Raw genomic sequence first — 26091 nt, 5'->3', positions numbered from 1 at the left:
CACAGCCCGCTCCCACAATGACAGCGCCAGCCAAGGCTACTGTGGGGGCGGGCTCTGCCCGCGAAGAGGCCCTGCAGCCACCCTGAAAATGACATGAGTACACCTACCCCCTGCTACCACTGCGCCCTCCCCGTGCCACCCGGCCAGCCCTTCACGGCGCCGGTGCTGGGCCAGGAGCGCGCCTTTTGTTGCCCCGGCTGCCAGGCGGTGGCCGAGGCCATCGTCGCCGGCGGCCTGGACAGCTACTACCAGCACCGCGACCAGGCATCGGGCAACCCCGACGCGCTGCCACGGCAACTGCTCGATGAATTGGCCCTGTACGACCGCGACGACGTGCAACGCCCGTTCGTGCATCAACAAGGCGAACTGCGCGACGCCACGCTGATGATTGAAGGCATCACCTGCGCCGCCTGCGGCTGGCTGATCGAGAAACACTTGCGCGGCCTGGAAGGCGTGGCCGAGGCGCGCCTGAACCTGTCCAACCACCGCCTGTTCGTGCAATGGAACCCCGGCCAGCGCGCCCTCAGCAACCTGCTCGGCGAACTGCGCCACATCGGCTACGCAGCCCACCCCTGGCAGCCCGACCGCGCCGCCGAACAACTGGCGGCCGACAATCGCAAAGCCTTGCGCCAGCTGGGCGTGGCGGGGCTGCTGTGGTTCCAGGCGATGATGGCGACCATGGCCACCTGGCCGCAATTCAATATCGACCTCAGCCCGGAACTGCATGTCATCCTGCGCTGGGTGGCGATGTTCCTCACTACGCCCATTGTGTTCTACAGCTGCGCGCCGTTCTTCCGTGGCGCGCTGCGCGACCTGCGTACCCGCCACCTGACCATGGACGTGTCGGTGTCGCTGGCCATCGGCGGCGCCTACATGGCCGGCATCTGGACCGCCATCAGCGGCAGCGGCGATCTGTATTTCGATGCTGTGGGCATGTTCGCCCTGTTCCTGCTGGCCGGCCGTTACCTGGAGCGCCGTGCGCGGGAACGCACGGCCGCCGCCACCGCGCACCTGGTCAACCTGCTGCCGCCCTCGTGCCTGCGTTTGAACGCCCAGGGCCTGAGTGAACGCATTCTGCTGAGCGAATTGCACCTGCAGGACCGGGTGCAGGTGCTACCCGGCGCGGTCATTCCCGCTGATGGGCAGATCATCGACGGCCAATCCAGCGTCGACGAATCGCTGCTGACCGGCGAATACCTGCCCCAGCCCCGCCGCCAGGGCGATGCAGTTACCGCCGGCACCCTGAACGTCGAGGGCACGCTGACCGTACAGGTCACGGCCCTGGGCCAGGACACCCGGCTGTCGGCCATCGTCCGCCTGCTGGAGCGTGCCCAGGCGCAAAAGCCACGCCTGGCGCAGTTGGCCGACCGGGCCGCGCAATGGTTTCTGCTGTTGTCGCTTGGCTGCGCGCTGGCGGTCGGCCTGTGGTGGTGGCACCTGGACCCCAGCCGAGCCTTTTGGGTGGTGCTGGCCATGCTGGTGGCCAACTGCCCTTGCGCCCTGTCGCTGGCCACCCCCACCGCGCTGGTGGCAGCCACGGGTAGCCTGCACCGCCTGGGTTTGCTACTGACCCGCGGGCATGTGCTGGAAGGCCTGAACCAGGTTGACACAGTGATCTTCGACAAGACCGGCACCCTCACCGAAGGCCGTCTGCAACTGCACAGCATTCGCCCGCTGGCGCAACTGGGCAGTGACCACTGCCTGGCGCTGGCGGCGGCGCTGGAAAGTCGCTCCGAGCACCCCATTGCCCGAGCCTTCGGCCAGGCCCGGTTGGCGGCCGAGCAGGTGTTCAGCCAGCCCGGCCAAGGCCTGGAAGGCGTGGCGGGCGGCCAACGCCTGCGCATCGGCAATCCCACCTACGCCTGCGCCCTGGCGGGCTGCCCGGTGCCCGACGCCCCCGATACCCAAGGCCAATGGTTGCTGCTGGCCGACGACCGCCAGGCACTGGCCTGGTTTGGCTTGGATGACCGCCTGCGCGACGATGCCAGGCCTCTGCTCGACGCTTGCCGGGCGCGGGGCTGGCAAACCTGGCTGCTGTCGGGCGACAGCTCGCCGATGGTCAACGCCGTGGCCAGCGAACTGGGCATCGATCTGGCCTACGGCAGCCTGCCGCCGGACGCCAAGCTGGCCATGCTGCAACGCCTGCGCGCACAGGGGCGCACCGTGCTGGTGGTGGGTGACGGCGTCAATGACGTGCCATTGCTGGCCGCCGCCGACATCAGCGTGGCCATGGGCAGTGCCACCGACCTTGCCAAGACCAACGCCGACGCGGTGCTGCTGGGCAACCGCCTGGACACCCTGGTGCAGGCCATGGCCATGGCCCGCCGCACGCGCCGGGTGATTATCCAGAACCTGGTGTGGGCGGCGCTGTACAATGGCCTGATGCTGCCGTTCGCCGCCGCTGGCTGGATCACCCCTATCTGGGCGGCGCTGGGCATGTCGGCCAGCTCCCTGACCGTGGTGCTCAACGCCCTGCGCCTGACCCGGGTAAAGCCCCACCCAAGCCCTGCTCCGGCACCTACCTCATTCGAACCACCGGAGCTCATATGCCCGCGCTCTATATCATGATCCCGGCGGCGCTGGTGATCGTGGCCATCGCCGTCTACGTGTTTTTCTGGGCCGTGGACACCGGTCAGTACGATGACCTGGACAGCCCGGCCCACAGCATCCTGTTTGACGATCAGGACCCGCGCCACCAGGCGGCGGTCGATGAAGCCAACGCCAGCAAGCCCGCCCAGGACAAGGCCCCGCCCCATGCTTGAACTGGCGCCGCAGCTGGCTTCGGCATTGATTCTGGGCCTGCTGGGCGGCGGCCACTGCCTGGGCATGTGCGGCGGCCTGATGGGCGCCCTGACCCTGGCCATTCCCGCCGAGCAGCGCGGCCCCCGCGTGCGCCTGCTACTGGCCTACAACCTGGGGCGCATTTTCAGTTACGCCTGCGCAGGCCTGCTGCTGGGCCTGCTGGGCTGGGTGGTGGCGGGCAGCCCGGCAGTCATGGCCTTGCGGGTGGTGGCCGCGCTGCTGCTGATTGCCATGGGCCTGTACCTGGGGGGCTGGTGGAGCGGCCTGACCCATGTCGAACGCGCCGGTCGCGGCCTGTGGCGTTTGATCCAGCCGCTGGCCAATCGTCTGCTGCCGGTCAGCAGCGTGCCGCGCGCGTTGCTGCTGGGCGCCTTGTGGGGTTGGCTGCCCTGCGGGCTGGTCTACAGCACCTTGCTGTGGGCCGCCAGCCAGGGCAACGCCGTGCACAGTGGCCTGCTGATGCTGGCGTTCGGCCTGGGCACCTGGCCCGTGCTGCTGGCCACCGGGCTTGCCGCCCAGCGCACTCGGCAACTGCTGCGCCAGCGCGGTGTTCGCGTGGTGGGCGGCGTGATGGTCATTCTGTTCGGCCTGTGGACCCTGCCCGGCCCCCACCAACACTGGCTGATGGGCCACTAGCCAGCCCTTGATGCACGTCAATAACGAATATCGCCGCCTCCCTTAGACTGGCCAGCATGCACGCCAACCGGGGGAAACCCGCATGCTCGATACCCTTGCCTGGGACGATGAGCTGATCCGCCGCCATGATCAGCCCGGCCCGCGTTACACGTCCTACCCCACTGCGGTTCAATTCAACAACCAGGTCGGCTCGTTCGACCTGCTGCATGCGCTGCGAGACAGCCGCAAGGCCTTGCGCCCGCTGTCGCTGTATGTGCACCTGCCGTTCTGCGCGCACATTTGCTACTACTGCGCCTGCAACAAGGTCATCACCAAGGATCGCGGCCGCGCCCAGCCCTACCTGCAACGCCTGGAACAGGAGATCCAACTGATCGCCTGCCACCTGGACCCCCGCCAGACCGTGCAGCAACTGCACCTGGGCGGCGGCACACCGACGTTCCTCAGCCATGACGAACTGCGCCAACTGATGGCCAGCCTGCGCAGCCACTTCAACCTGCGCATTGATGATGGCGGCGACTACGGCATCGAGATCGACCCGCGCGAAGCGGACTGGTCAACCATGGGCCTGCTGCGCGAGCTGGGCTTCAACCGGGTCAGCATCGGCGTGCAGGATCTAGATCCGCAGGTGCAACGCGCCGTCAACCGCCTGCAAAGCCTTGAGGAAACCCGCGCCATCATTGAGGCCGCGCGCACCCTGCAATACCGCTCGGTGAACCTGGACCTGATCTACGGCCTGCCACGGCAGACGGTGGAGGGCTTCGCCCGCACCGTGGAAGAAGTCATCCAGTTGCAGCCCGACCGGTTGTCGGTGTTCAACTATGCCCACCTGCCGGAACGGTTCATGCCCCAGCGCCGCATCGACCACGTGGAATTGCCGCCGCCGGGGGTGAAACTGCAGATGCTCAAGCGCACCATCGAGCAACTGACCGCGGCCGGCTATCGCTACATCGGCATGGACCATTTCGCCCTGCCCGACGACGACCTCGCCATCGCCCAGGAAGAAGGCCAGTTGCAACGCAACTTCCAGGGCTATACCACCCATGGCCACTGCGACCTGATTGGCCTGGGCGTATCGGCCATCAGCCAGGTGGGCGACCTTTACAGCCAGAACAGTAGCGACCTCAACGAATACCAGGCCGCCCTGGCCGGCGCACAACTGGCCACCGCCCGGGGGCTGAACTGCGACGCCGACGACCGCCTGCGCCGGGCGGTGATCCACCAGTTGATCTGCCATTTCGAGCTGGATTTCGCCACGGTCGAGCAGCGTTTCGGCATTGAGTTTCGGGGTTACTTTGCTGCGGTCTGGCCGCAATTGCAGGCGCTGCGGGCTGACGGGCTGATCGAGCTGGACGAGGTGGGCATTCGCGTAAAACCGGTAGGGAGGCTGTTGGTGCGCTCGGTGTGCATGCTGTTCGATGCCCACCTGGAACTGCAGAACCTGCAACGCTTTTCCCGGGTGATCTGACACACCAACCGTGGGAGCGGGTACTACCCGCAAAGAACACGCCGCGAGCATGCTGTTGCCGCGCGGTTGCCTGTTCGCGGGCAGAGCCCGCTCCCACAACGTGCTACTGGGCGGCGAGCGCGCCGACCTTGATCACCTGCTCCGGTGATAAATTCAGCTCCTTCATGCTCTTGGCCAGGCTGGCCGTGGCAATGATCATCGCGGCGTTGATGGCGTTGATCGCGGTTTGCAGCGCCGCCATGCGCGCCTGGCGCTGTTGGGCGGTCAGGTTCTTGTCACTGGCCAGGGCCTGCAGTTCGGCCATTTTATCGGCCAATTGCTTCTTCAACTGGCGGATGATTTTCAGCGTTTGCTGAAGGGTCGGCGGCAGGCCGCTATCTTCTATGTCCTTATTGTTACTTTGCTGCGTGGCCTGGCTCATGCCCGCCGCCGAGAGGGTAACGCTGACGGCCGAATCCGCTGCCGGCTCCGTGCCATCATGGCTGGCTGCGGGTTGCGGATTATTGTCATGAATCTGCCATTGACCGGTCGTCGGCGTGGTACGGGGGTCGAAAGTCAGCATCGCGGTGCTCCGTGCGCAAGGCGTGGTGACATTTGTATCGACTCTGAAATAAATTTCTTGAGCGCCACTCTGCGACTAAAGCGCGGCTGGTCTCATCCGTTTCAAAGGCGTACCCTTACAGTAATTGTGTGTTTTACCAAAGGATTTGAATTGATGTCCGAGCCAGTCAAAGTACGCACTGTCACTCAGGCGCACTGCAAGGATTGCAGCCTGGCACCGCTGTGCCTGCCCTTGTCGCTGAACCTGGAAGACATGGACGCCCTGGACGAAATCGTCAAGCGCGGGCGTCCGTTGAAGAAAGGCGAATACCTGTTCCGCCAGGGCGACCGCTTCAATTCGGTGTACGCCGTACGTTCCGGCGCGCTGAAAACCTTCAGCCTCAGCGATGCCGGCGAAGAGCAAATCACCGGTTTCCACCTGCCCAGCGAATTGGTGGGGCTGTCGGGCATGGACACCGAGGCCTACCCAGTGACCGCCCAGGCGCAGGAAACCACTTCGGTGTGCGAGATTCCATTTGAACGCCTGGACGAATTGAGCGTGCAACTGCCACAGTTGCGCCGCCAACTCATGCGGGTGATGAGCCGGGAAATTCGCGATGACCAGCAGATGATGTTGCTGTTGTCGAAGAAAACCGCCGACGAACGGATCGCCACCTTCCTGGTCAACCTGTCGGCGCGTTTCCGTGCGCGCGGCTTCTCGGCCAATCAGTTCCGCCTGAGCATGTCCCGCAACGAAATCGGTAACTACCTGGGCCTGGCCGTGGAGACAGTGTCCCGCGTGTTCACGCGCTTCCAGCAGAACCAGCTGATCGCCGCCGAAGGCAAGGAAATCCATATCCTGGACCCTATCCAGCTGTGCGCCCTGGCCGGCGGCAGCCTGGAAGCCTGAGTTCGACCTGACCGATCGAACAGGTATACTGGCGGGCATATTTTGCCTGCCAGGACACACCCACGATGGTTATCGACACCTTCAGCTTCAAATCCCTGATCCGCCCCGTCGTGGACTTCCCGAAACCCGGTGTGATCTTCCGCGACATCACCCCGCTGTTCCAGTCGCCCAAGGCGCTGCGCATGGTGATCGACAGTTTCGTGCACCGCTACATCGATGCCGACTTCAGCCACATCGGCGCCATGGACGCCCGTGGTTTCCTGATTGGTTCCATCGTTGCCCATGAGCTGAACAAGCCGCTGATTCTGTTCCGCAAGCAGGGCAAGCTGCCGGCCGACGTGCTGGCCGAAGGCTACAAGACCGAATACGGCGAGGCCTTTCTGGAAGTGCACGCCGACAGCCTGTGCGAAGGTGACTCGGTGATTCTGTTCGACGACCTGATCGCCACCGGTGGCACCCTGATCGCCGCCGCCAACCTGGTGCGCCGCATGGGCGCGCGGGTGCATGAAGCCGCCGCCATCATCGACCTGCCGCAGCTCATGGGCTCTCAGCGCCTGGAAGACATGGGTATCGCGACGTTCTGCCTGACCAGCTTTGCGTTGACCGACATGTAAACGCTGTTTTTTTGTGGGAGCGGCTCTGCCCGCGAAAAGAACACCTGCGACTCTCTGGCGTTTCGCGGTGCTGCCTTCGCGGGCAGAGCCCGCTCCCACAAAAACAGTTGCGGCACGCGCCGCTACAGTAGCCCGCCCCCTCAGGCCTGCAAGGCTACAAGGAAATTGGCTTGCGCCCGGCAAACGAGTGCGCCAGCGTGCCGCCGTCGACCATGTCCAGCTCGCCACCCAACGGCACGCCATGGGCGATGCGCGAGGCGGTCAGGCCTTTGCTGTTGAGCAACTGGGCGATGTAATGCGCCGTGGCTTCGCCTTCAACCGTAGGGTTGGTGGCCAGGATCACTTCGGTGAAGCTGCCCTGCGCTTCGATCCGCGCCATCAGTTGCGGGATGCCGATGGCCTCTGGCCCCAGGCCGTCGAGCGGCGACAAGTGCCCCTTGAGCACGAAGTAACGACCGCGATAACCCGTCTGCTCTACCGCGTACACGTCCGTCGGGCCTTCCACCACGCACAGCAGGCTGTCGTCACGGCGATGGTCGGCACATTGCGGGCACAATTCTTCTTCTGTCAGGGTGCGGCACTGGCGACAGTGGCCCACACCCTCCATGGCCTGGCTCAACGCCTGGGCCAGCCGGGTACCGCCGCTGCGGTCGCGCTCCAGCAGTTGCAGCGCCATGCGCTGGGCGGTTTTCTGGCCCACGCCCGGCAGGGTGCGCAGGGCATCGATCAGTTGGCGGATCAGTGGGCTGAAGCTCATGGGTAAATGCCTGACAAAAACAACGAGACGCGGTTTATACCCGCGCCTCCGGGTGGCGTCAAATGCTCACGCCTCTGACACTTTGACCACCAGCTTGCCGAAATTGCGCCCCTGCAGCAGGCCGATGAAGGCTTGGGGGGCGTTCTCCAGCCCCTCTACCACGTCTTCACGGAAGCGCACCTTGCCGTCGCGCACCCACGGCAGCATGGCCGCGATGAATTCGGCCTGGCGGTCGCCGAAGTCGTCGAACACGATGAAGCCTTGCATGCGAATGCGCTTGGTCAGCAGCAAGCGCGGCAGCAATGACAAACGGTCGGGGCCTGGCGGCAGTTCGGTGGCGTTGTACTGGGCAATCAGCCCGCACACCGGGATGCGTGCGCAGGGGTTGAGCAACGGCATCACTGCCTCGAACACGGCGCCGCCAACGTTCTCGAAATAAATGTCGATGCCTTTGTCACAGGCCTTGGCCAGGTCCTGGGCGAAGGTGGGCGACTTGTGGTCCAGGCAGGCATCGAAGCCCAGTTCGTCGACCACGTAGCGGCACTTGTCAGCGCCACCGGCCACGCCCACCACCTTCAGGCCCTTGAGCTTGGCCACCTGGCCCACCACCGAGCCGACGGCACCGGACGCTGCGGCGACCACCAAGGTCTCACCGGCCTTGGGTTGGCCGATGTGCGTAAGGCCCATGTAGGCGGTCATGCCGGGCATGCCCAGCACGCCCAGCGCCAGGGACGGGTTGGGGATGCCGGCGGGCAGCACGATCAGGTCGTCGCCGTTGGAAATGCTGTGGCTCTGCCAGCCGGTCATGCCCACCACTTGGTCGCCCACCTGGTACTTGGGATGGCGCGACTGTTCGACCACGCTGACCGCGCCGCCGGTCATCACTTCGTCGATCTGCACCGGCGCGGCGTAGGACGGCGCATCGCTCATGCGGCCGCGCATGTACGGGTCCAGCGACAGGTACAGCGTGCGCAACAGCACTTCGCCGTCGTTCAGGTCCGGCAACGCCACGCGCTCCAGGCGGAAGTTCTCGGGGGTAGGCGCGCCCTTGGGGCGCGAAACCAGCACAATGCGCTGGTTAAGGGTGAGGTCCTGGGACATCGGGATGGACTCCTTGATAGAGGGCAGTACAGATGCAGACCCTATCACGCCCAACGATGTTCCTGTGGGAGCTGGCTTGCCAGCGAATTTTTGGGAACCCCAACAGCTCGCTGGCAAGCCAGCTCCCACAAGGGCCAGAAACAGCAATGCCAGGCATTAGCCTGGCATTGGGTGCAACACAAGCTGCCTTAGAACGGCATCTTGAAGCCCGGTGGCAGTTGCATGCCAGCGGTCATGCCGCCCATTTTTTCCTGGCTGTTGGCTTCGATCTTGCGCACCGCGTCGTTGACGGCGGCGGCGATCAGGTCTTCCAGCACTTCCTTGTCTTCCTGCATCAGGCTGTCGTCCAGGCTGATGCGCTTGACGTCGTGACGGCCGGTCATGATCACGCTGACCAGACCCGCGCCGGATTGACCGGTCACTTCGGCGTTGGCCAGTTCTTCCTGCATCTTGGCCATTTTGTCTTGCATCTGCTGTGCCTGCTTCATCAGGCCGGCCATGCCACCTTTCATCATGGGGATCACCTCATCGGTTGTTTGGTTTGCCGCGCAGCGCCCATACAAAGCGCGCTGCGCGTGGTTAACGGGTTACTGGCCCTGGCTGACCAGGGCATCGACAGGTTCAATAGTATCCTCACGCACCACCGCGCCGAACTGCCGGACCATCTGCTGGATGAACGGGTCACTGTGGATTGAAGCCTCAGCCTCGCCCTGGCGCTCGGACCGCCGACGAGAGGCTGCCTGGGCCGGGGTCTCCTGCTCGGGTCGGATCAGCTCGATGGTAATCGTCAACGTCCGGCCATGGTACTGGTTCAGGGCATCGTTGAGGCGGCGCTGCTGGGTGGCGTTGAACAGCGCGCTGTGGCCCGGGTCCAGGTGCAGCAGCCAGTGATCGCCGTCCACGGCAATCAGGCTGCAGTTGGCGGCGATGCTGCCGGTCATGCCGGAAATCGGCAGTTTCGGGAACAGCTCCAGCCATTGCAGGGCCAGGCCGGTGGCCGGCTGGGAGGCCGGCAGCGGTTCGGGTTCGGCTACCGGTTCAGGCACGCTTTCGCTGGCCAGTTCGTCCAGGTAGCTGTAGGAAGCGGTGTCGATGTCCGCCTCGTAATAATCTTCGTCCAGCGGTGGCTCGTCATCGCGGTCCATGCCGGCGGGCACGTATTCGATGGGCGGGGTTTGCACCTGCGGCGCGGGCGGCACGGCGCTGGCCGGTACCGGCGTGGGCATGGGGGTGAGGTCGGGCTGCTCGGCCACCACGTCCAGCACAGGTTCGTCCATGGCTACTGGCTGCGGGTCGGGCTCGACCTGCGGTGCCGGGGGCGGCTCGATGGGTGCCGGTTCATTCCACGGCAGGTCCACCTCGGCCACGGCCGGCGCGGGCGCAGGTTCTGCTTGCGCCTGGGGCTGCGGTTCAGGCTGGGGCTCTGGCGCACGCGGGACTACCGCAGCCAGGGGTTCAGGCTCTGCTGGCGGCGCCACTACTGGGGCCGGGGGCGCCGCTGGAACTGGAACTGGAACTGGAGCGGCAATAGCCGCCACGGCAGGCGCGGCAGCCAGTGTTTGTGGGGACTCAGCTGTGGCCTGGCTGGTCCCCACCGGCTTTAGCACCGGCCTGGGGCCGTCGCCGGTGTCCGCAGGGCGGAAGGCCAGCATGCGCAACAGCACCATTTCGAAACCGCTGCGCGGGTCTGGTGCCAACGGCAGGTCGCGACGGCCGATCAGGCCCATCTGGTAATAGAACTGCACGTCTTCGGCTGGCAACGCCTGGGCCACCGCCAATACGCGGTCACGGTCACCATGGCCGTTGTCCACCGCCTCGGGCAGGGCCTGAGCCACCGCCACGCGGTGCAGCACGTTAAGCATTTCCGACAGCACGCCGTTCCAGTCCGGACCCTGCTCGGCCAGATGACGCACGGCCTCCAGCAGTGCCCGGGCATCGCCTTCCAGCAATGCCTGCAACACACCGTACACTTGGCCGTGGTCCAGCGTGCCGAGCATGGCGCGCACGTCGGCCGCCAGCACCTTGCCCTCGCCGAAGGCAATGGCCTGGTCGGTGAGGCTCATGGCGTCGCGCATGGAACCATCGGCGGCCCGGCCCAACAGCCACAGGGCGTCGTCCTCGAACGGCACGTTCTCGGCACCCAGCACATGGCTCAGGTGCTCGACCACTCGTTCCGGGGTCATGTTCTTCAGCGAGAACTGCAGGCAGCGCGACAGGATGGTAGCCGGCAGTTTCTGCGGGTCGGTGGTGGCCAGGATAAACTTGACGTAGGGCGGCGGCTCTTCCAGGGTTTTCAGCAAGGCGTTGAACGAGTGGCTGGACAGCATGTGCACTTCGTCGATCAGGTAGACCTTGAAGCGCCCGCGGCTAGGGGCGTACTGCACGTTGTCGAGCAGCTCGCGGGTGTCCTCGACCTTGGTGCGGCTGGCGGCGTCGATCTCGATCAGGTCGACGAAGCGGCCCTCATCGATCTCGCGGCACACCGAACACTCGCCACAGGGCGTGGACGTGATGCCGGTTTCGCAGTTCACGCACTTGGCGATGATGCGCGCGATGGTGGTCTTGCCCACGCCGCGCGTACCGGTAAACAGGTAGGCATGGTGCAGCCGCTGGTTGTCCAGCGCGTTGATCAGAGCCTTGAGCACATGGGTCTGGCCAACCATTTCGCGGAAGGAGCGCGGACGCCATTTACGGGCAAGAACCTGATAACTCATCGAAAACCGTCGCAACTAGAATGCCAAAGACCGCTAATCGTAGCGGAGCAGGGGCAAAAAAGCATCCAATGGCTTGCCTATCTTGCGTGACCGGGCATGACGGCGTGCAGATACTGACTAAGCTGATGGCTTGTACGTGTTTTTACGGCACGGAGAAGCCGATGCGCCTGACCTTGACCGCGCTGGTGCTGATTGCCGGCCAATGCCTGGGAGCCGATGCACCCCTGCGGTTTTCCATCGCCGACAGCTGGACCATGCCCCTGGCTGACGTGCACGACGGCCAGCCGACCCAGGGCATCCTCTACGACATGATGCAAAGCCTGGCCCGCCAGGTTGGCTCGCCCGCCGAATTCCATGTCATTGCCCGCCTGCGCCTGCAAGCGGCCATGGAGCGCGGCGACGTCGACGTGCGCTGCTACACGGCCCAGTCCTGGCTGCCGGGACTGTCGGGCGACTACATCTGGAGCCTGCCGTTGATCACCCAGCGTGATTACCTGGTGGCGCGGCCGGACGACGCGCAATCGGTCGACCTGGCCACCCTACCCCCACAAGCCATCGGCACCGTGCTGGGCTATACCTATGATGCCTTGCAACAACGCTTCGCCAGCAGCCTGCTGAGCCGTGACGATGCCCGCAGCCAGGACCAGGTGCTGCAAAAGCTGCAAGCCCACCGCTACCGCTATGCCCTGACCAACAAACTGTCGCTGGACTGGTTCAACCACTCGCTGGCACCCGACCAGCAACTCAAGCCGGTGGCGTTCGTCGAGGAACTGGCCCTGGGCTGCTACGTGCGCAACGACCCGGCGGTACCGGTGCAACGCATCCTGCGCACCTTGTTGCGAATGAAGATGTCGGGGGAGATAGACCGCCTGATCGACCACTACACCGGCGTGGCCTCTGCCAGCCCGCCGTGAATGTGGGTGTCGGCACTGGTGGCATATCGGCAGCCTCTGTATCCTGCCCGACCAAATTGATTCAAAATGTAAGGGAATACGATGAAATACCTGCGCCCCCTCCTGGCCGCAGCACTGCTGTGCGCCGTTCATTTGCCTGCTTGCGCCGACACCCCACCGCCCCCCGCGCACACCCAGCCAAAGATGACCGCCGAACAACTGCTGGCGTCCCTCAAGCCGCAGCACGGCACTGTTCAATTGCCCGGCGACATCGCCACCCTGAAGCTCAACAACGACTTCTACTACCTGTCGCCCGATGACACCGAGCGCGTGTTGAATATCGGCTGGGGCAACCCGCCCGGCATCAAGACCCTGGGCATGATCGTGCCCACGGCCACCAACCCGCTGTCGGAAAAAGGCTGGGGCGTGATCGTCAGCTACAAGGAAGACGGGCACATTAGCGATGACGACGCGGCCAAGATCGACTACGGCCAAGTCCTCAAGGACATGCAGGCCGACGACGAAGAGGACAACAAGGCCCGCCGCGAACAAGGTTATGACGGCATCAGCCTGGTGGGGTGGGCCGAGCCGCCACACTATGACGGCCAGAGCCACAAGATTTATTGGGCCAAGGAACTCAAGGCCGACCACGCCGACGTCAACAGCCTCAACTACAGCATCCGCGTGCTGGGCCGCAAAGGCGTGCTGGAGCTGAATGCCGTGGCCGCCATGAGCGACCTGCCAACCATCAAACGCGAACTGCCGCAAGTGATGGGCTTTGCCGACTTCACCGATGGCAACCGCTACGCCGACTACAGCCCGGCCACCGACAAGCTGGCCTCCTACGGCCTGGCGGCTTTGGTGGCAGGCGGCGTAGCCAGCAAGGCCGGCCTGTTCGCCAAGCTGGGCGTGATGCTGCTGGCGTTGAAGAAGTTCGTGGTAATTGGCGTGCTCGCCATTGGCGCCTTCCTGCGCAAGCTGTTCAGCCGCACGCGCTGATCATTGTGACGGCGCAGCCACCAAGCGCCCCAGCAGCACGTCATTGCGCTCGGTGAAACCACCGTCGTCGGTGCCCAGCACGCGGTTGTAGATCAACCGGCTGAGCACCGACTGCTGGAGGTTGAAGTTGCGTCGAAATGGCGCCACCACCCATTCGTTGGCCAGGGTCTTTTCCATCAGCCGCTCGAAACTGCCTACCACCGTCTTTGCCGCATGATCGCGACTGACGCCACCGCGCTGATAGAACGCCGCCGCATCCCGCGCAGCCCGGTACAGCACATTGCACACCTGGGCCACCGAAAACACCTGCAACGCAGCCTTGATCATCGCGCATGTCTTGTCACCTGCCCGGTAACCCAGGCGGTACTCGGCCAGCGCCATCTCCAGGAAGGCCAGGCATTCCTGCAGGGCCAACTGCTCGCAACACTCGCGCACCTCATCCAGGCACCGGCGCAGGAACGCCGGCTGCGCCACATGCGCCTCCAGGCGCTCATGCAGGGCCACGCCGCCCAGGCCCTGCACTACCGGATGCCAGCGCACCTCGTTGAAATGCACCCGGGCGTTCTGCTCGCGGTCCAGTTCGATGGCGGCTGCGTCTGACGCCGGGTCAACGGCAATCACCCCGGCACGCCACAGTTCGTTGATCAGGTCGCGGTCCACCTCGCGCAGTGGCGTGAGACGCTCATGGCGCACCTGGCAATACGGCCGGATGTGGCTCAGGTCTTCGCTGCCGGCGTACTTGAGCAGCGCCAGCAAGTAAAGGCAGTGCCGCGGCCGCAGCGCCGACAGGGGCCTGCCCTCGGCCATGGCCTGCTCGAAGGACTGAACGATGCGCAGGCGCTTGGCGATGTCGACCTGCTGCTGTTCAGTGGCCGCGCACGCCTGGCAGCGGAACGGCCGGTCCTCGCGTCGGGAGATGAAATCGGTACGCGTGCCGAACAGCAACGGTTCGGCGCAGCGCGAACACTTCATCACGGTCGACCAGGCCCGCGAGTGCCGCCGCACCAGCGCGGTGAATTCGCTCTGGCTGAGGTTTTCTTCACGGTAGATTCTGGCCACGGTTTCGGCAAACCGGCCGGTGGCGCCGTCCACCCGCCAATAGCGCAGGCAGAGAGCTTGTAGCCTGGGGTCGGCCTCCAGGTATTCGATGTGCAGGCCTGGGTATGAGGTCATGGGTGGGGCTCGCGTGGCATTCCAAAGCCACCACTCTAAACAGCGCGCCCAGGCAAAGAAGCGAGACCGATCCCAAGGATTGGGGTGAAAATTCCTAAAGACCTGAAGTACGCGTCCTACACGTAAGCCCCAATGACCCGCCGCACCCGTTCCAGAGCCTCGCGCAACCGCACCCTGTCCACCGAGCCCAACGCCAGGCGGATGGCGTGGGGCACGGCGGCCGAGGTGGCGAACGGCTCGGCGGTCGACACACTGACCTGCTCACGCATCAGGGCCATGGCCACCTGGTCGGCGCGCATGTCCTCGGGCAACGGCAGCCAGACAAAATAGGAGGACGCATGGCGCACCATCGGCATGCCCTTGAGCACCTCACTGGCCAATGCCTGGCGTGCCTGGGCGTCAAGGCGCTTGTCGGCCTCGCAGCGCGCCACCGTACCGTCCTTGAGCCATTGGCAGGTGATGGCGGTCATCACCCCCGGGGTGTTCCAATTCGTGGCGCGGATCATGCGTTCCATAGCCCCTACCCAAGGCAGTGGCGCCAGTACAAAGCCGACCCGCAACCCCGTGGCAACACTTTTTGAAAACCCGGAGACGTAAACGGTGCGCTCCGGTGCAAAGGTCGCCAGGGGCGGCGGTGCGTCGTCGACCAGAAACGCGTAGGCCGCATCCTCGATCAGGATCAGATCATGCCGACGGGCAATGTCAGCCAGGCGCTGACGCGGGCCCGCCTCCATCACCCAGCCCAGTGGGTTATGCAGGGTCGGCATGCTGTAGACCGCCTTGACCCGACGCTGTCGGCACAGTGCCTCCAACGCATCGAGGTTGGGCCCCTGCCCTTGCGCGGCAATCGGCGCCAGCTCGATACGATGGCTATCGGCAACCACCTTGAACCCCGGGTAGGTCAACGCATCGACCGCCACCACATCGCCCGGCTGCAACAGCCCCATCACCGCCACCGCCAACCCGTGCTGGGCGCCCGTGACCATCAGCACCTGATCGCCACTGACGTCCAGGCCCAGGGCCTGCACATGGCTGGCCACCGCTGCGCGCTCCACCGGGCGCCCGGCATGGGGCTGGTAGCGCAACAAGGCTTCCAGGTCGCCCGTGGCGGCCAGGTTGCGCAGCGCCACGCGCAGCAATTCGGCCTGGCCGGGCAGCGACGGGTAGTTGAAGTTCAGGTCCAGCATGCCGCTGGCCACCTCCGGCTGGTCCACGCCGTGGCCCGGCGGCAACTGGGTTTCACGCACGAAGGTGCCCCGCCCGGTCTCGCCACTGACCAGGCCCATGTTCGCCAGCGCCGCATACACCCGGCTTGCCGTGACCAGCGCCAGGCCTTCGCGCCGGGCCAACTCGCGATGGGTAGGCAGGCGGGTGCCGGGCAGCAGGCGCTGGCTGCGAATGTCGGCGGCAAAGGCGTCTACCAATTGCTTGTAGCGAGAGCGAGGCATGGCCAGTGTATCCATGACAATCATTTGATTGTGCTGATTGTCATCCCTAGGATCCCGATCATGCAACCCAACGCTCAAGGACCGTACATGGAACGTATCGCACTACCCACACCGTCAGTGGCAAAGACCAGCAGCGGCTGGCTCAACGGCTTTATCGGCGTGCTCATTTTCAGCGGCTCGCTGCCGGCCACGCGCCTGGCCGTGATGGACTTCAGCCCGCTGTTCCTCACCGTGGCGCGCGCCAGCCTGGCCGCCCTGCTGGCGCTGTGCTGCGTGCTGCTGTTAAGGCAAAAGCGCCCGGCCCGCACGCAGCTGTTGCCCTTGGTCATCGTCAGCCTGGGCGTGGTGGTGGGCTTCCCCCTGCTCACTGCCCTGGCCTTGCAGCGCATCACCTCGGCCCACTCCATTGTCTTTCTCGGCCTGCTGCCCCTGGCCACCGCGCTATTCGGCGTGCTGCGCGGCGGCGAGCGGCCGCGGCCGACGTTCTGGCTGTTCTCCCTGCTGGGCAGCCTGATGGTGGTGGGCTATGCGGTGGCCCAGGGCCTGTCGACGTCGCCGCTGGGCGACCTGCTGATGTTGTGCGCGATCATCGTCTGCGGCCTGGGTTATGCCGAAGGCGCCCGGCTGTCCCGCAGCTTGGGCGGCTGGCAGGTGATTTCCTGGGCACTGGTGCTGGCCCTGCCCTTCATGGCCGTGGCCACGGCCGTGTTGATGCCGCCGAGCTTCGCCAACGTGCACCCGGCGGGCTGGCTGAGCCTGGGCTACGTGGCGCTGTTCAGCATGTTCATCGGCTTCGTGTTCTGGTACCGCGGGCTGGCCCAGGGCGGCATAGCCGCGGTAGGTCAGTTGCAGTTGTTGCAACCGTTCTTCGGCCTGGCCCTGGCGGCCACGCTGCTGGGTGAGCAGGTGAGTTGGGGGATGCTGGGCGTGACGATGGGGGTGATTGGCTGCGTGGCGGGGGCACGGCGGTTTGCGCGGTAAATAAGCGCCCATGTAGCCGCTGCCGAAGGCTGCGGCTATGTCAAGTGCAACTCAGAACCCCTTCCAATAATCCATGAACCCATCCTTGCCCACCAACCAGGTGCTTTGCAGTTCACGATTGACCGCCGCCACTTTCGCCTCCACCTCGGCCCAGGGCTGGCGCAGCAATACCCAACACTTGCTTGGCGGGCAGTAGATCGACGAGCGATACCCCCACTGCTGCATCAGGATGTTCATGCTCTTGTTGGTGTGGAACGCCACATGGACCGGTGGGCGCAGGTAGAACCATTCGCTGTCCTTGGGCACGTTCTCACACACCACGGTGTGCAAAATCAGGCAGCCATCGGGGGCCACCAGTTCATGCACGCGATCAAGGTCGGCGCGGGTCAGCACGTGCTCGAACATGGCCGAGTTGATCACGGTCCTGTAGCTGCCCGGCAGCGGCTGGGTAACGTAGCAATCCAGGTCGGGCGCCTGCACGTAGGGGTCATAGATGGGCAACGGCACCTGGAAGTAACGGGCCATCAACCGGCTCAGGCTGCCGTAGCCGGCGGCATAGTCGAGCATGCCCTCGGCGGCGATCAGCCCGTGCCCGCGCAGCAGCGCCAGCATCATTGCCTGCTCGGCGTAGGGCGGCTGGTTAATGGGGCTGGCAGGGTCTTCGTTGTAATGGTGAAACTGCTCGTTCAGGCGCTCCCACTGCAGTGGCGCAAGGTTTGAATGTGTTTGTGAAAACACAAAACCACAGTGCTCGCAACGGCAGTAATCCACATCGCCGATGTCGCGCATGAAGTCGTCGAACGGCGCTTCCGTATAGCGTTTGCTGAAGTAATAGCCGCTGGGGCGATCACAGATCATGCAGTCCATCGGTCTCTTCTCCCAGAACGCAAACGCGCAGGCTGAAGAATGTATCACCAGTGTTACGGGTCGAGCGATGACAAGATGCTCATGGAGCTATCCTGAACGATCACGGCGCGTACCACTCGGCAAGCCGCCTCGACTACTCAATACCGGGCTGATGGTGGGCACGGCGCACGCGGGAGGTGGCCGTTGAGGCCGACAGTGGCATACTTCGCCCTTGGTATTAAGAGGTAGCGCAAGTGGCTGAAATCGACGAGCGGATCCAGGAGCAACTGCGTAACTGGCAGTTCCGCCGGCTGGAGATCAAGGACCAGATGCAGACGCATCCGGAAAAGACCCTGGAGCTAGCCCGGGTGCTGGACCTCATGGATGACGAGCATGCCGCCATCCTCAGTGGTTCGATGCTTGAGGCCGTCGAAGTCGCACCTGATGAAAGCGCCCCACCGCTCCGTGCGCAACCGCACCCATCGGCAGGTGACGGATTCAACCTGCAGTTGCATCTATGCGCCGCCACCCCCGGCGATTTTCTCAAGCTGCTCGACCTGGCTGCCCATGAATTGCGCGGCCAGATCAACGCGCGGGGTACAATGATCACCGGCCAGCCCCGGACAATCCCTGGCGGCATGTCAGGCACCTTGGGCGCCTATCACTTTGAGCTGGGCATCAACGAGACCGATCATGAATGACGCCACCGAAGCCGGCGGGCAGTGGATGGCGGCGCATACGCTGGCGGAACATCTGGCCCCGCTGCTTGAGGAGTTCGATGTGAAATGGCGGGGGCACGGCGTGATCTACGTCGACCACGAGCCTTACAACATCGATACCTTCAACCGCATCCTGGCAGGCTTGAGTGCCAGCCTCGGCGTGCCTACCCTGAAGCTTCAGTCCAGGCTGCTGGAGTTGGGCTGGGTGAACGATGTTCGCAGCCTGCGCCCCGCAGGGGTGACCAACGAGCGCATCCTGGATATACCGCAGGCCTGGGCGCAAGATTTACCTGAAGACGATGCCCCCGACATGAATGAAGAGCATGACCGGGACTGACACCGCAACGTGTCGGTCCCTGGCTGCGAGGTTGTATGCACCCGGAACACTTTGATTTATCCAGCCCGCTGTTCTTGCCGGTCACGGCTCAAACCTGTGAAAGCCTGTTGAACGCTGACAGCAAAACCGCGCTCGCCACCCTCTCCGACCCGGAGCTTGCGGCCATTCTGGTTATCCAGAACCTGGCGCAGGCAGCGGAAAAGGACCTTACCCCCGACGCGGCCGAGCGGGTATTGGCCAAGCTCATCGGCTGGGCCGTCGATACCCGGCAGGCCACACCTGCGGGGCTGCTGTCAGAAGCTCAGCGGCTGTTCGACCCCCGGAAAGTGTATTTCGGGCTCAACGCCATCAAAAGCCTGAAACTTCGTTTCCTGCTGGCCGATGAGGTGGCCGCAGGCGACTACCTGCTGCCCAACGGCAAATGGGACACCGGCTTCAGGATCCGTCACCACAAGGGCAACAACCCGTTCAGCCAGCACACCGTTACCCCCCGGCACCGCGAGCATTGGCTAAGTGCCGCCCAGGACAAGCTGCTGCGAACCTTCCGCGCCAACCTGGATGAGCACCTGCACGTGCAAGGCTACGCCGGCATCGGCAAGAGCCACCTGGTGGGGGCACTGATTGAATGCCTGCGGCCTGGGCAGACATTGATGCTGGCTCGCACCCCGGCAAAGCTGGCCACCCTTCGCGCACGCATGGGCAGCGAACGGGACAAAAAATCCGGCTCGACCTTCGAGGCCTTTGCCCAGCTGTTGCTGCACGGCCCCGGACATCAACCTGCACGCGGCACGGCCAGGGTGGCCAGCAAACAGGCCATCGCCCAGGAACTGAACATCCTCGGCTTTCGCAACCATGACGCCCAGGCGGCGCTGGACGTGTGCCTCAACGTGCTTGAGCGTTACTGCCATTCCCGTGACCACACCCTGTCGGCCAAGCACCTGCCGCATTTCAAGCAGGCCCTGGCCCCGGTGGATGCCAGGGTGCTGCTGGAATACGCCAGCCGCGTGTGGACCTACCTGGAAACAAACCCGGCCTGGGGCAGTCAGCTCGAATTCAACGTGCTGTGGATGATCAAGCGCGCCGCCCTGGACGGCCACGTGGTGCCGGCCCGCTACACCCACATCCTCATCGACGAAAGCCAGGACATCCCTGCCCCGCTGCTGCAGATCATCGAGCGCGGCCGTCAGGTGCTGGTTACCTTGGGGGACGAGTATCAACAGGCCAAGGGCCTGGTGGTCAAGCGCAAGCGCGAGGTCCGGCAGAACGACATCAACTATTCAGTGCGCTCAGGCCCCAACGTCGAGCGCCTGGTCAACCCCTTGATCTCCCTGCACTCGGAGAAGAGCAAAGCCTACTTCGAAGGCGCCCGCGATGCCGATGTGGGCATCGAGCATTACCCCCAAGGCTTCGTGCCCCCTGAAGGCTGCGTGGTGCTGACCGCCTCCCCGTGGGACACCATGAAGTGGGTGATGCAACTCCACGACGCCAACTGCGGGTTCAGCTTCATCGCCAAAAAAGGCTTTGAACAGCTCACGCACTTCATGACCACCGCCATCGCCCTGTTCAAACCCAACTACTACAATGCCGGGCAGAGCGCAGAAGGCATTCACCCTCACTTCAGCGAACTGTCCGACTGGCAGCAGGTACGCGATGCCAATCGGTTCGACCAGTCATTCCTGTGGGTGGAAGCAGCGCTGGACAAAGGTTTCAAGGTCGCCGACATGACTCGTTTGAGCCGCCTGCTGGGCCAACCCGGCAAAAGCTGCACGCTGATGATGGCCGAAGACGCCGGCGGCATGGAATTCGATTGCGTGCTACTGACGCCCGAACTGCTCACCACCGAGAAGTTCAAGGATGCCTATGAGTTCGACCGGCGGATCTGCGCGGTCTACATTGCGATATCCCGCGCCAGGCAGCAGCTTTATCTGCCTTATGATTTGGTTGAGTGGATTGAGTATCACAAGGCGCGGGATTTCAGGGAGATGCATGGGTATTGATGAGGTATGCCGCTGCCGCCAGGCTAGGGCAGGTTCCGATTTTGAAAAGTGTGGGAATCAAGGATTTCAAAGGGTGGCTTACGACCGACAGAGAACGGCCAATTGCGGACGCTGGCCAACGATTAAGCTAAGGAAACCCTGAAAAAGCCTCGCTGATTTGGCAAAATACCGTGATGCCAACCGCTGAGCTTTTCCGATGAAGCAAATGAGCTTCGCCGACGCCGAGTACGCCGGTAAACGCAGGCAGACCCGCAAGGAGTTGTTCCTGATCGAGATGGATCAGGTGGTTCCGTGGGCTGGCCTGAATGCATTGATCGAGCCCCATTATCCAAAGGGCGAAGGCGGTCGCCCGTCCTGCCCGTTGATGTCGATGCTGCGGGTTCACTTGATGCAAAACGGGTTTGGCTACAGCGACCCGGCGATGGAAGAGGCTTTGTACGAGACCACGATTCTTCGCCATTTTTCGGGTTTGAGTCTGCAGCGCATTCCCGACGAAACCACCATTGTTGCCGCTGACCGAAAACTGACCCAGTAGAGGCTCTTCTGCCGACTGAAAACTGACCCAGGTGTTCAACTGCTTCTGCTCACTTTTCGAGCAGGAGAACACAGGGTGATCAGCATGGAAATGTTGGGAAAAATCCGGCGGATGTACTTCCGCGACAAGCTCTCGCTGCATCAGATAGCCAAGCGTACCGGGCTGTCGAGAAACACCATCCGAAAATGGGTCAGAGCGCCCGAAGCCACTCAGCCAGCGTACCAACGGTGCGCAACCTTCAATAAGCTCAGCCCTTTTCACGAGACCCTGGAGCAGGCGCTCAAGGCCGATTCGTTCCGGCCAAAACACAACCGCAGGAGCGCCAAAGCACTTTTTGAGCAGATCAAGGCCAAGGGTTATGACGGCGGTTACAGCCAGCTCACGGCGTTTGTGCGCTCTTGGCGAGGCGAGCAAGGCAAGTCTTTACGCGCTTTTGTACCGCTGACGTTTGCGCTCGGTGAGGCCTTTCAATTTGACTGGAGCGAAGAAGGTCTGCTGATCGGTGGTCTTTTTCGACGTATCCAGGTCTCCCACATGAAGCTGTGCGCCAGCCGCACATTCTGGTTGGTTGCGTACCCCAGCCAAGGCCACGAGATGCTGTTTGATGCCCATACCCGTTCGTTTGGAGCGTTGGGTGGTGTGCCGCGTCGCGGCATCTACGACAACATGAAAGCGGCTGTCGACAAGGTTAACAAAGGCAAAGGCCGCACGGTCAACGCCCGGTTTTCCGTGATGTGCGCGCACTATCTGTTCGATCCGGACTTCTGCAACGTGGCCTCTGGCTGGGAGAAAGGCATCGTCGAAAAGAACGTGCAGGACAGCCGGAGGCGAATCTGGCTCGATGCTCAAAATTGCATGTTCCATACCTTCGAGGAACTGAATGTCTGGCTCGGCCAACGTTGCCGGTCGCTCTGGAGCGAACTGGTGCATCCGCAGTACAACGGGCTGACGGTGGCCGAGGTCTTGGAGCTGGAGCAGGTCGAAATGATGCCAATGCCGGCGGCATTTGATGGCTACGTCGAGCGTACCGTGCGGGTCTCCAGCACCTGTCTGATCAGCGTGGCGCGAAATCGCTATTCAGTGCCATGTGAGCGAGTCGGCCAGTGGGTCAGCAGCCGTTTGTACCCTTCACGGATCGTGGTCATTGCCGACGAAACGGTGATCGCCAGTCACGAGCGCCTCTTTGATCGAGATCAGGTCAGTTTTGACTGGCAGCACTACATCCCACTCATCGAACGCAAGCCTGGTGCATTGCGCAACGGCGCGCCATTTGCTGATCTGCCAAAACCGTTACGGCTTCTCAAACGAGGACTGAGGCGTCACACCAACGGTGATCGAATCATGATGCAGGTACTGGCTGCTGTGCCAATTGCGGGTCTCGAACCAGTGCTGGTGGCGGTGGAGCTGGTACTTGAATCGGGAAGTCTGAGCGCCGATCACATCCTCAATGTCGTTGCCCGCCTGACCTCCACCGCACCACCTCCCTGTGTAGAAACCAGCCTGCAACTCAAGGTCGCGCCTGTTGCCAATACGGCACGCTACGACCGGCTCCGTGCGACCGATGAGGAGAATCGCAATGCGTGACCTAATGACTGAACTCAAAGAACTTCGCCTGCACGGCATGGCCAGTGCTTGGGAAGAATTGGTCTCTCAAGGAACAGCGTCGACGGCTTCATCGAAATGGCTGCTGGAACATCTGCTTCAGCAGGAACATGCGGATCGCGCGGTGCGCTCGGTGAATCACCAGATGAACATGGCAAAACTCCCCATGCACCGTGACTTAGCTGGCTTTGACTTCAGCGCTTCCAGCGCTGATGCCCGGCTGGTCAGCGATCTATCCAGCTTAGCGTTCACTGAAACCGCGCAGAATGTCGTGTTCATCGGCGGCCCTGGAACCGGGAAAACACACCTGGCCAGTGCCTTGGCTGTATCCGGAATTACGGCCCACAACAAACGCGTGCGCTTCTTCTCCACGGTGGATCTGGTGAATCTGCTGGAGCGTGAGAAGTACGATGGCAAGGCAGGGCGAATCGCCCAGGCACTGCTGCGCACAGATCTGGTGATACTGGATGAACTCGGATATTTGCCCTTCAGCCAAAGCGGTGGCGCCCTGTTATTTCACCTGCTGTCCAAACTGTACGAACACACCAGCGTGGTCATCACCACCAACCTGAGCTTCTCGGAATGGTCGAGTGTGTTTGGCGACGCCAAGATGACCACCGCGTTGCTGGATCGGCTGACACACCACTGCCACATCGTCGAAACGGGCAACGAGTCCTACCGCCTACAACACAGCACCTTGGCCGCCCAGACAAAGATCAAGTCACGGGAACGAAAGCGCAGGGACGGAGATGATGTCGAGGACGATGAGCCATTTTAATCCGCACCATAAATGCCCTGCTGCATGCGGTGGGGCTGGATGCGTCTTCAATCGGAACACTGCTGCTAAGCTTATCCACAATTGCTGGGGCAAAAATCAGCAATCCGTCCTGGGTCAATTTTCAATCGGCAGGGTGGGTCAGTTTTCAATCAGCGCCAACAGTCGGCGGTCATCAGCCCTTCGCCGAACTGCTCAAGCAGCTCTGCCGGGATTTTCGGTAGCTTTCGTAATTCGGGTTTCTTTTTAGTTGGCATACATGCACCTCTTGCTCATGTTATGCCCGAACACAAAATTTCTGACACCCCCGATCCTAGAGAATGGTCCTGCTTTCGCCATTTATCGGCAGCCTTCCCCGACGACGAACACTGTTGATTAGTTCAAATGCGGACTAAGCTAACAGCTAAACCAACCCTGTTGGAGCCATCACCGCTTTTGAATCACCAAGCACTCGCGGAGAATTCGCCTATGAGCCTCACCACCACGATCAATATTCACGCGGCCAAGACTCACCTTTCGCGCCTCGCCGAACAGGCCGCTCAGGGCGATGTCATCATCATCGCCAAGAACGGCAAACCCATCGCCAAACTGGTAAGTCTTGAGGAAGCGCGCCCGGCCTTGCCACGTATTGGCTTCGGCCGCGCGTACGCTACCGGCACGGGCGCAACGACACTGGAGGAGTTCAACGCGGATGATGACGATATAGCCGCGCTCTTCGAGGAGCATGCATGAACTATCTCCTGGACACCCATATCGCGGTATGGGCAGCGCTCGACAGCAGCGCATTGCCGAAAAAAGCAGCACAGCTGCTGCAGGATCCTGCCGTCGAACTGTACATCAGCACCGCCGCAATCTGGGAAGCTTCGATCAAGGGCGCTACCAGGCTGGGCATCAGCGCCGAGCATTTGTGCAAGTCGGCAGAGGCTGCCGGGTATACCCTTCTGGACATCAGCGCCGAACACGCCATAAGAGTGGCAACACTGCCACCCCACCACCATGACCCTTTCGACCGAATGATGCTGGCTCAAGCCCTGACTGAGGGGTTCCAGCTGGTTACGGCCGACAGCAAACTGCACTTGTACGGCGCCGGTGTCTATGCGGTTTGATTTCGCTGCTCATGATTTCGTAATTTGATTTCGCTGCTCATGATTTCGTAATACGCCCCACATAAGCTTGCAGCGCTCTCATCGACAACCTCGAGCCTGGCATGCTGATTCGAATCGCCCTACCCTCCGACGCTTGCGCAATCAGCCAGCTCTACGCACAACTGGTCAAAGACGATGCAATTCAGGTAACCGCGAGCGGGATAGCAGCGTTGGCGATGCATCGCGCCACACTGCTGGTCTGTGAAGTTGATCAGATCGTGGCCGGCACCGTACTGGTTCAACTGTGTGCAGACGTGATGTATGCGCAGCAACCGTATGACAAAGCGCTCATCCACATCGCACTGTTACCCAACGCTCGACGGTTACGTAGGCAGATTGTTAGCGAGGTTGCCGAGGCTGGCGAAGGCAGCCACGTTCTCAGCGGGGATGGGACGTATTTGGTCTGTCATGACGAGCTTGAGCAACAGCGTAAACACAACGGTGATGAGGTGCCTGAATTGCACCAGATAGGCAGAAAATACCGAACTTAGACGCGGATCATCATTAGGTACACGTTTACGCTGAAGCATTCTGATCTACCCAACCCGCAGAGTGCGGTAGTCCATGACTACACGCCAGCTTTTATTGGTGCATGGCTGACCAAGGGTTATGCGATAGCAGTAGGCGCGTTCGTCACACCATGGTTCACGGACTATCTGGCTCCACTGGTGCTCGGATGGGTAAGCACGCTCATGGCATCCTGGATGTGGTGGCAGATAAACCATGGGGGAACGTAGGCAATAGGCCTGTAAGCCATTGAGAGAACGCACAGCGCGCCAGCTAGGCCGCTCAAGGGATAATCGCGATTGGCGTGGCAGAATGAACAGGGTAGGATCATCGCCCAGTGCACCACTCAGGTGTACTACGCAGCTGGTCCACTTCACGATTTTCTTGCTGACAAATCCCTGCAAAACCAAGGACTTGAAGAATGGAGGCAACCCCACCAGCCACACCCCGGCACACAATGTTCCCGCTGTGGCTGCTCCCTTCCGGGCCTGACCAGGTTAACGGGTAATCGTTGCGGGGGGACCGATGGGGTCACCATAACAACACTCGCCTGGCAGCGAGCGGGGCCATTGTACCGGTCTTGGGCGAAGATACA

Annotated in this window: 25 protein-coding genes, 1 other RNA gene and 1 pseudogene; 18 read left to right on the top strand and 9 right to left on the bottom strand. The window is 62.7% G+C overall.

The window, feature by feature from the left end; translation table 11 throughout:
- The first annotated feature begins 93 nt into the window (after nt 1-93).
- From PMM47T1_RS18835 to hemN, 4 genes are all read left to right on the top strand, one after another.
- Nucleotides 94-2568 (top strand): heavy metal translocating P-type ATPase, encoded by a 2475-nt coding sequence (locus tag PMM47T1_RS18835; RefSeq protein WP_008371789.1) that lies wholly within the window; start codon nt 94-96, stop codon nt 2566-2568.
- Entirely contained in the window at nt 2547-2762 is a 216-nt protein-coding gene (gene ccoS / locus PMM47T1_RS18830) for a cbb3-type cytochrome oxidase assembly protein CcoS (protein WP_008371788.1), read from the top strand. Before PMM47T1_RS18835 ends, ccoS begins: the two co-directional genes overlap by 22 nt.
- The gene (locus PMM47T1_RS18825; protein ID WP_008371785.1) at nt 2755-3438 is read left to right on the top strand and encodes a sulfite exporter TauE/SafE family protein; all 684 of its coding nucleotides are present in this window, start codon (nt 2755-2757) and stop codon (nt 3436-3438) included. Before ccoS ends, PMM47T1_RS18825 begins: the two co-directional genes overlap by 8 nt.
- A gap of 82 nt (nt 3439-3520) precedes the next feature.
- Nucleotides 3521-4903: an oxygen-independent coproporphyrinogen III oxidase gene (hemN, locus tag PMM47T1_RS18820; protein WP_008371783.1), complete on the top strand. Its 1383-nt coding sequence runs from the start codon at nt 3521-3523 to the stop codon at nt 4901-4903.
- Between the two features lie 103 nt (nt 4904-5006).
- Here the strand turns inward: hemN and PMM47T1_RS18815 are convergent, their stop codons facing one another.
- Nucleotides 5007-5465, bottom strand: a complete 459-nt coding sequence (locus PMM47T1_RS18815) for a hypothetical protein (RefSeq protein WP_008371781.1) — start codon at nt 5463-5465, stop codon at nt 5007-5009.
- A 153-nt stretch (nt 5466-5618) separates the two neighbouring features.
- Between PMM47T1_RS18815 and fnr the strand changes: the two genes are divergently transcribed.
- On the top strand, nt 5619-6353 hold the full coding sequence (gene fnr / locus PMM47T1_RS18810) for a fumarate/nitrate reduction transcriptional regulator Fnr (RefSeq protein ID WP_008371779.1): 735 nt from the start codon (nt 5619-5621) through the stop codon (nt 6351-6353).
- Nucleotides 6354-6418: 65 nt separating this feature from the next.
- Complete coding sequence (locus PMM47T1_RS18805; RefSeq protein WP_008371776.1) at nt 6419-6967, top strand: adenine phosphoribosyltransferase; 549 nt, start codon at nt 6419-6421, stop codon at nt 6965-6967.
- Between the two features lie 154 nt (nt 6968-7121).
- Here the strand turns inward: PMM47T1_RS18805 and recR are convergent, their stop codons facing one another.
- The 4 genes from recR to dnaX all read right to left on the bottom strand — a co-directional run bounded on the left by recR (nt 7122) and on the right by dnaX (nt 11539).
- On the bottom strand, nt 7122-7724 hold the full coding sequence (gene recR / locus PMM47T1_RS18800; protein ID WP_008371774.1) for a recombination mediator RecR: 603 nt from the start codon (nt 7722-7724) through the stop codon (nt 7122-7124).
- A 66-nt stretch (nt 7725-7790) separates the two neighbouring features.
- Nucleotides 7791-8825, bottom strand: a complete 1035-nt coding sequence (locus PMM47T1_RS18795; protein WP_008371772.1) for an NADP-dependent oxidoreductase — start codon at nt 8823-8825, stop codon at nt 7791-7793.
- 188 nt (nt 8826-9013) lie between these two features.
- A complete protein-coding gene (locus tag PMM47T1_RS18790) occupies nt 9014-9340 on the bottom strand; it encodes a YbaB/EbfC family nucleoid-associated protein (protein WP_008371770.1) in 327 nt (108 codons plus the stop codon).
- Nucleotides 9341-9412: 72 nt separating this feature from the next.
- Complete coding sequence (dnaX, locus tag PMM47T1_RS18785; RefSeq protein ID WP_008371767.1) at nt 9413-11539, bottom strand: DNA polymerase III subunit gamma/tau; 2127 nt, start codon at nt 11537-11539, stop codon at nt 9413-9415.
- A gap of 161 nt (nt 11540-11700) precedes the next feature.
- Here dnaX and PMM47T1_RS18780 point away from each other — a divergent pair, with 161 nt between their 5' ends.
- Nucleotides 11701-12453 (top strand): substrate-binding periplasmic protein, encoded by a 753-nt coding sequence (locus PMM47T1_RS18780; protein WP_008371765.1) that lies wholly within the window; start codon nt 11701-11703, stop codon nt 12451-12453.
- Between the two features lie 81 nt (nt 12454-12534).
- Complete coding sequence (locus tag PMM47T1_RS18775; protein ID WP_008371764.1) at nt 12535-13431, top strand: DUF2167 domain-containing protein; 897 nt, start codon at nt 12535-12537, stop codon at nt 13429-13431.
- On the opposite strand, the gene PMM47T1_RS18770 is transcribed toward PMM47T1_RS18775, so the two are convergent.
- Nucleotides 13432-14604, bottom strand: coding sequence for a hypothetical protein (locus PMM47T1_RS18770; protein ID WP_008371762.1), 1173 nt, complete (start codon nt 14602-14604; stop codon nt 13432-13434).
- 116 nt (nt 14605-14720) lie between these two features.
- The gene (locus PMM47T1_RS18765; protein WP_008371760.1) at nt 14721-16052 is read right to left on the bottom strand and encodes an aminotransferase-like domain-containing protein; all 1332 of its coding nucleotides are present in this window, start codon (nt 16050-16052) and stop codon (nt 14721-14723) included.
- An 87-nt stretch (nt 16053-16139) separates the two neighbouring features.
- On the opposite strand from PMM47T1_RS18765, the gene PMM47T1_RS18760 reads away from it, so the two are divergent.
- Nucleotides 16140-17033 (top strand): DMT family transporter, encoded by an 894-nt coding sequence (locus tag PMM47T1_RS18760; protein ID WP_008371758.1) that lies wholly within the window; start codon nt 16140-16142, stop codon nt 17031-17033.
- A 51-nt stretch (nt 17034-17084) separates the two neighbouring features.
- Here PMM47T1_RS18760 and PMM47T1_RS18755 read toward each other — a convergent pair whose 3' ends face one another.
- A complete protein-coding gene (locus PMM47T1_RS18755) occupies nt 17085-17900 on the bottom strand; it encodes a class I SAM-dependent methyltransferase (RefSeq protein WP_008371756.1) in 816 nt (271 codons plus the stop codon).
- A 233-nt stretch (nt 17901-18133) separates the two neighbouring features.
- On the opposite strand from PMM47T1_RS18755, the gene PMM47T1_RS18750 reads away from it, so the two are divergent.
- From PMM47T1_RS18750 to PMM47T1_RS28725, 9 genes and pseudogenes are all read left to right on the top strand, one after another.
- Nucleotides 18134-18580, top strand: coding sequence for a hypothetical protein (locus PMM47T1_RS18750; RefSeq protein WP_008371754.1), 447 nt, complete (start codon nt 18134-18136; stop codon nt 18578-18580).
- On the top strand, nt 18573-18935 hold the full coding sequence (locus PMM47T1_RS18745) for a hypothetical protein (RefSeq protein ID WP_008371752.1): 363 nt from the start codon (nt 18573-18575) through the stop codon (nt 18933-18935). Before PMM47T1_RS18750 ends, PMM47T1_RS18745 begins: the two co-directional genes overlap by 8 nt.
- Before the next feature lie 35 nt (nt 18936-18970).
- On the top strand, nt 18971-20932 hold the full coding sequence (locus PMM47T1_RS18740; protein ID WP_008371750.1) for a hypothetical protein: 1962 nt from the start codon (nt 18971-18973) through the stop codon (nt 20930-20932).
- Between the two features lie 196 nt (nt 20933-21128).
- Nucleotides 21129-21458: pseudogene (locus PMM47T1_RS18735) on the top strand (transposase); the annotation flags it as partial.
- 93 nt (nt 21459-21551) lie between these two features.
- Complete coding sequence (gene istA / locus PMM47T1_RS18730) at nt 21552-23051, top strand: IS21 family transposase (RefSeq protein ID WP_157213049.1); 1500 nt, start codon at nt 21552-21554, stop codon at nt 23049-23051.
- Nucleotides 23044-23847 carry an IS21-like element ISPsy20 family helper ATPase IstB gene (gene istB, locus PMM47T1_RS18725; protein ID WP_008371743.1) on the top strand — a complete coding sequence of 268 codons (804 nt, stop codon included), beginning with the start codon at nt 23044-23046 and terminating at the stop codon, nt 23845-23847. The genes istA and istB overlap by 8 nt, the downstream gene beginning before the upstream one ends.
- Nucleotides 23848-24312: 465 nt before the next feature.
- Nucleotides 24313-24576: a type II toxin-antitoxin system Phd/YefM family antitoxin gene (locus PMM47T1_RS18720; protein ID WP_008371742.1), complete on the top strand. Its 264-nt coding sequence runs from the start codon at nt 24313-24315 to the stop codon at nt 24574-24576.
- Entirely contained in the window at nt 24573-24950 is a 378-nt protein-coding gene (locus PMM47T1_RS18715; RefSeq protein ID WP_008371739.1) for a type II toxin-antitoxin system VapC family toxin, read from the top strand. Before PMM47T1_RS18720 ends, PMM47T1_RS18715 begins: the two co-directional genes overlap by 4 nt.
- Nucleotides 24951-25051: 101 nt before the next feature.
- Nucleotides 25052-25480, top strand: coding sequence for a hypothetical protein (locus tag PMM47T1_RS28725; protein WP_008371737.1), 429 nt, complete (start codon nt 25052-25054; stop codon nt 25478-25480).
- 447 nt (nt 25481-25927) lie between these two features.
- On the opposite strand, the gene ffs is transcribed toward PMM47T1_RS28725, so the two are convergent.
- Nucleotides 25928-26024, bottom strand: an RNA gene (gene ffs / locus PMM47T1_RS29175) — signal recognition particle sRNA small type.
- Between the last annotated feature and the right edge of the window lie 67 nt (nt 26025-26091).

The sequence above is a fragment of the Pseudomonas sp. M47T1 genome (assembly GCF_000263855.1).
Lineage (GTDB): Bacteria > Pseudomonadota > Gammaproteobacteria > Pseudomonadales > Pseudomonadaceae > Aquipseudomonas.
Note: the sequence above shows the minus strand (reverse complement) of the source record. Positions and strands in the feature narration are given on the sequence as shown.

Bases quoted from the DNA above. Each gene is read 5' to 3' on its own strand.
- PMM47T1_RS18835 (WP_008371789.1), top strand. From the start codon at position 94: ATGAGTACACCTACCCCCTGCTACCACTGCGCCCTCCCCGTGCCACCC.
- ccoS (WP_008371788.1), top strand. From the start codon at position 2,547: ATGCCCGCGCTCTATATCATGATCCCGGCGGCGCTGGTGATCGTGGCC.
- PMM47T1_RS18825 (WP_008371785.1), top strand. From the start codon at position 2,755: ATGCTTGAACTGGCGCCGCAGCTGGCTTCGGCATTGATTCTGGGCCTG.
- hemN (WP_008371783.1), top strand. From the start codon at position 3,521: ATGCTCGATACCCTTGCCTGGGACGATGAGCTGATCCGCCGCCATGAT.
- PMM47T1_RS18815 (WP_008371781.1), bottom strand. From the start codon at position 5,465: ATGCTGACTTTCGACCCCCGTACCACGCCGACGACCGGTCAATGGCAG.
- fnr (WP_008371779.1), top strand. From the start codon at position 5,619: ATGTCCGAGCCAGTCAAAGTACGCACTGTCACTCAGGCGCACTGCAAG.
- PMM47T1_RS18805 (WP_008371776.1), top strand. From the start codon at position 6,419: ATGGTTATCGACACCTTCAGCTTCAAATCCCTGATCCGCCCCGTCGTG.
- recR (WP_008371774.1), bottom strand. From the start codon at position 7,724: ATGAGCTTCAGCCCACTGATCCGCCAACTGATCGATGCCCTGCGCACC.
- PMM47T1_RS18795 (WP_008371772.1), bottom strand. From the start codon at position 8,825: ATGTCCCAGGACCTCACCCTTAACCAGCGCATTGTGCTGGTTTCGCGC.
- PMM47T1_RS18790 (WP_008371770.1), bottom strand. From the start codon at position 9,340: ATGATGAAAGGTGGCATGGCCGGCCTGATGAAGCAGGCACAGCAGATG.
- dnaX (WP_008371767.1), bottom strand. From the start codon at position 11,539: ATGAGTTATCAGGTTCTTGCCCGTAAATGGCGTCCGCGCTCCTTCCGC.
- PMM47T1_RS18780 (WP_008371765.1), top strand. From the start codon at position 11,701: ATGCGCCTGACCTTGACCGCGCTGGTGCTGATTGCCGGCCAATGCCTG.
- PMM47T1_RS18775 (WP_008371764.1), top strand. From the start codon at position 12,535: ATGAAATACCTGCGCCCCCTCCTGGCCGCAGCACTGCTGTGCGCCGTT.
- PMM47T1_RS18770 (WP_008371762.1), bottom strand. From the start codon at position 14,604: ATGACCTCATACCCAGGCCTGCACATCGAATACCTGGAGGCCGACCCC.
- PMM47T1_RS18765 (WP_008371760.1), bottom strand. From the start codon at position 16,052: ATGCCTCGCTCTCGCTACAAGCAATTGGTAGACGCCTTTGCCGCCGAC.
- PMM47T1_RS18760 (WP_008371758.1), top strand. From the start codon at position 16,140: ATGGAACGTATCGCACTACCCACACCGTCAGTGGCAAAGACCAGCAGC.
- PMM47T1_RS18755 (WP_008371756.1), bottom strand. From the start codon at position 17,900: ATGGACTGCATGATCTGTGATCGCCCCAGCGGCTATTACTTCAGCAAA.
- PMM47T1_RS18745 (WP_008371752.1), top strand. From the start codon at position 18,573: ATGAATGACGCCACCGAAGCCGGCGGGCAGTGGATGGCGGCGCATACG.
- PMM47T1_RS18740 (WP_008371750.1), top strand. From the start codon at position 18,971: ATGCACCCGGAACACTTTGATTTATCCAGCCCGCTGTTCTTGCCGGTC.
- istA (WP_157213049.1), top strand. From the start codon at position 21,552: ATGGAAATGTTGGGAAAAATCCGGCGGATGTACTTCCGCGACAAGCTC.
- istB (WP_008371743.1), top strand. From the start codon at position 23,044: ATGCGTGACCTAATGACTGAACTCAAAGAACTTCGCCTGCACGGCATG.
- PMM47T1_RS18720 (WP_008371742.1), top strand. From the start codon at position 24,313: ATGAGCCTCACCACCACGATCAATATTCACGCGGCCAAGACTCACCTT.
- PMM47T1_RS18715 (WP_008371739.1), top strand. From the start codon at position 24,573: ATGAACTATCTCCTGGACACCCATATCGCGGTATGGGCAGCGCTCGAC.
- PMM47T1_RS28725 (WP_008371737.1), top strand. From the start codon at position 25,052: ATGCTGATTCGAATCGCCCTACCCTCCGACGCTTGCGCAATCAGCCAG.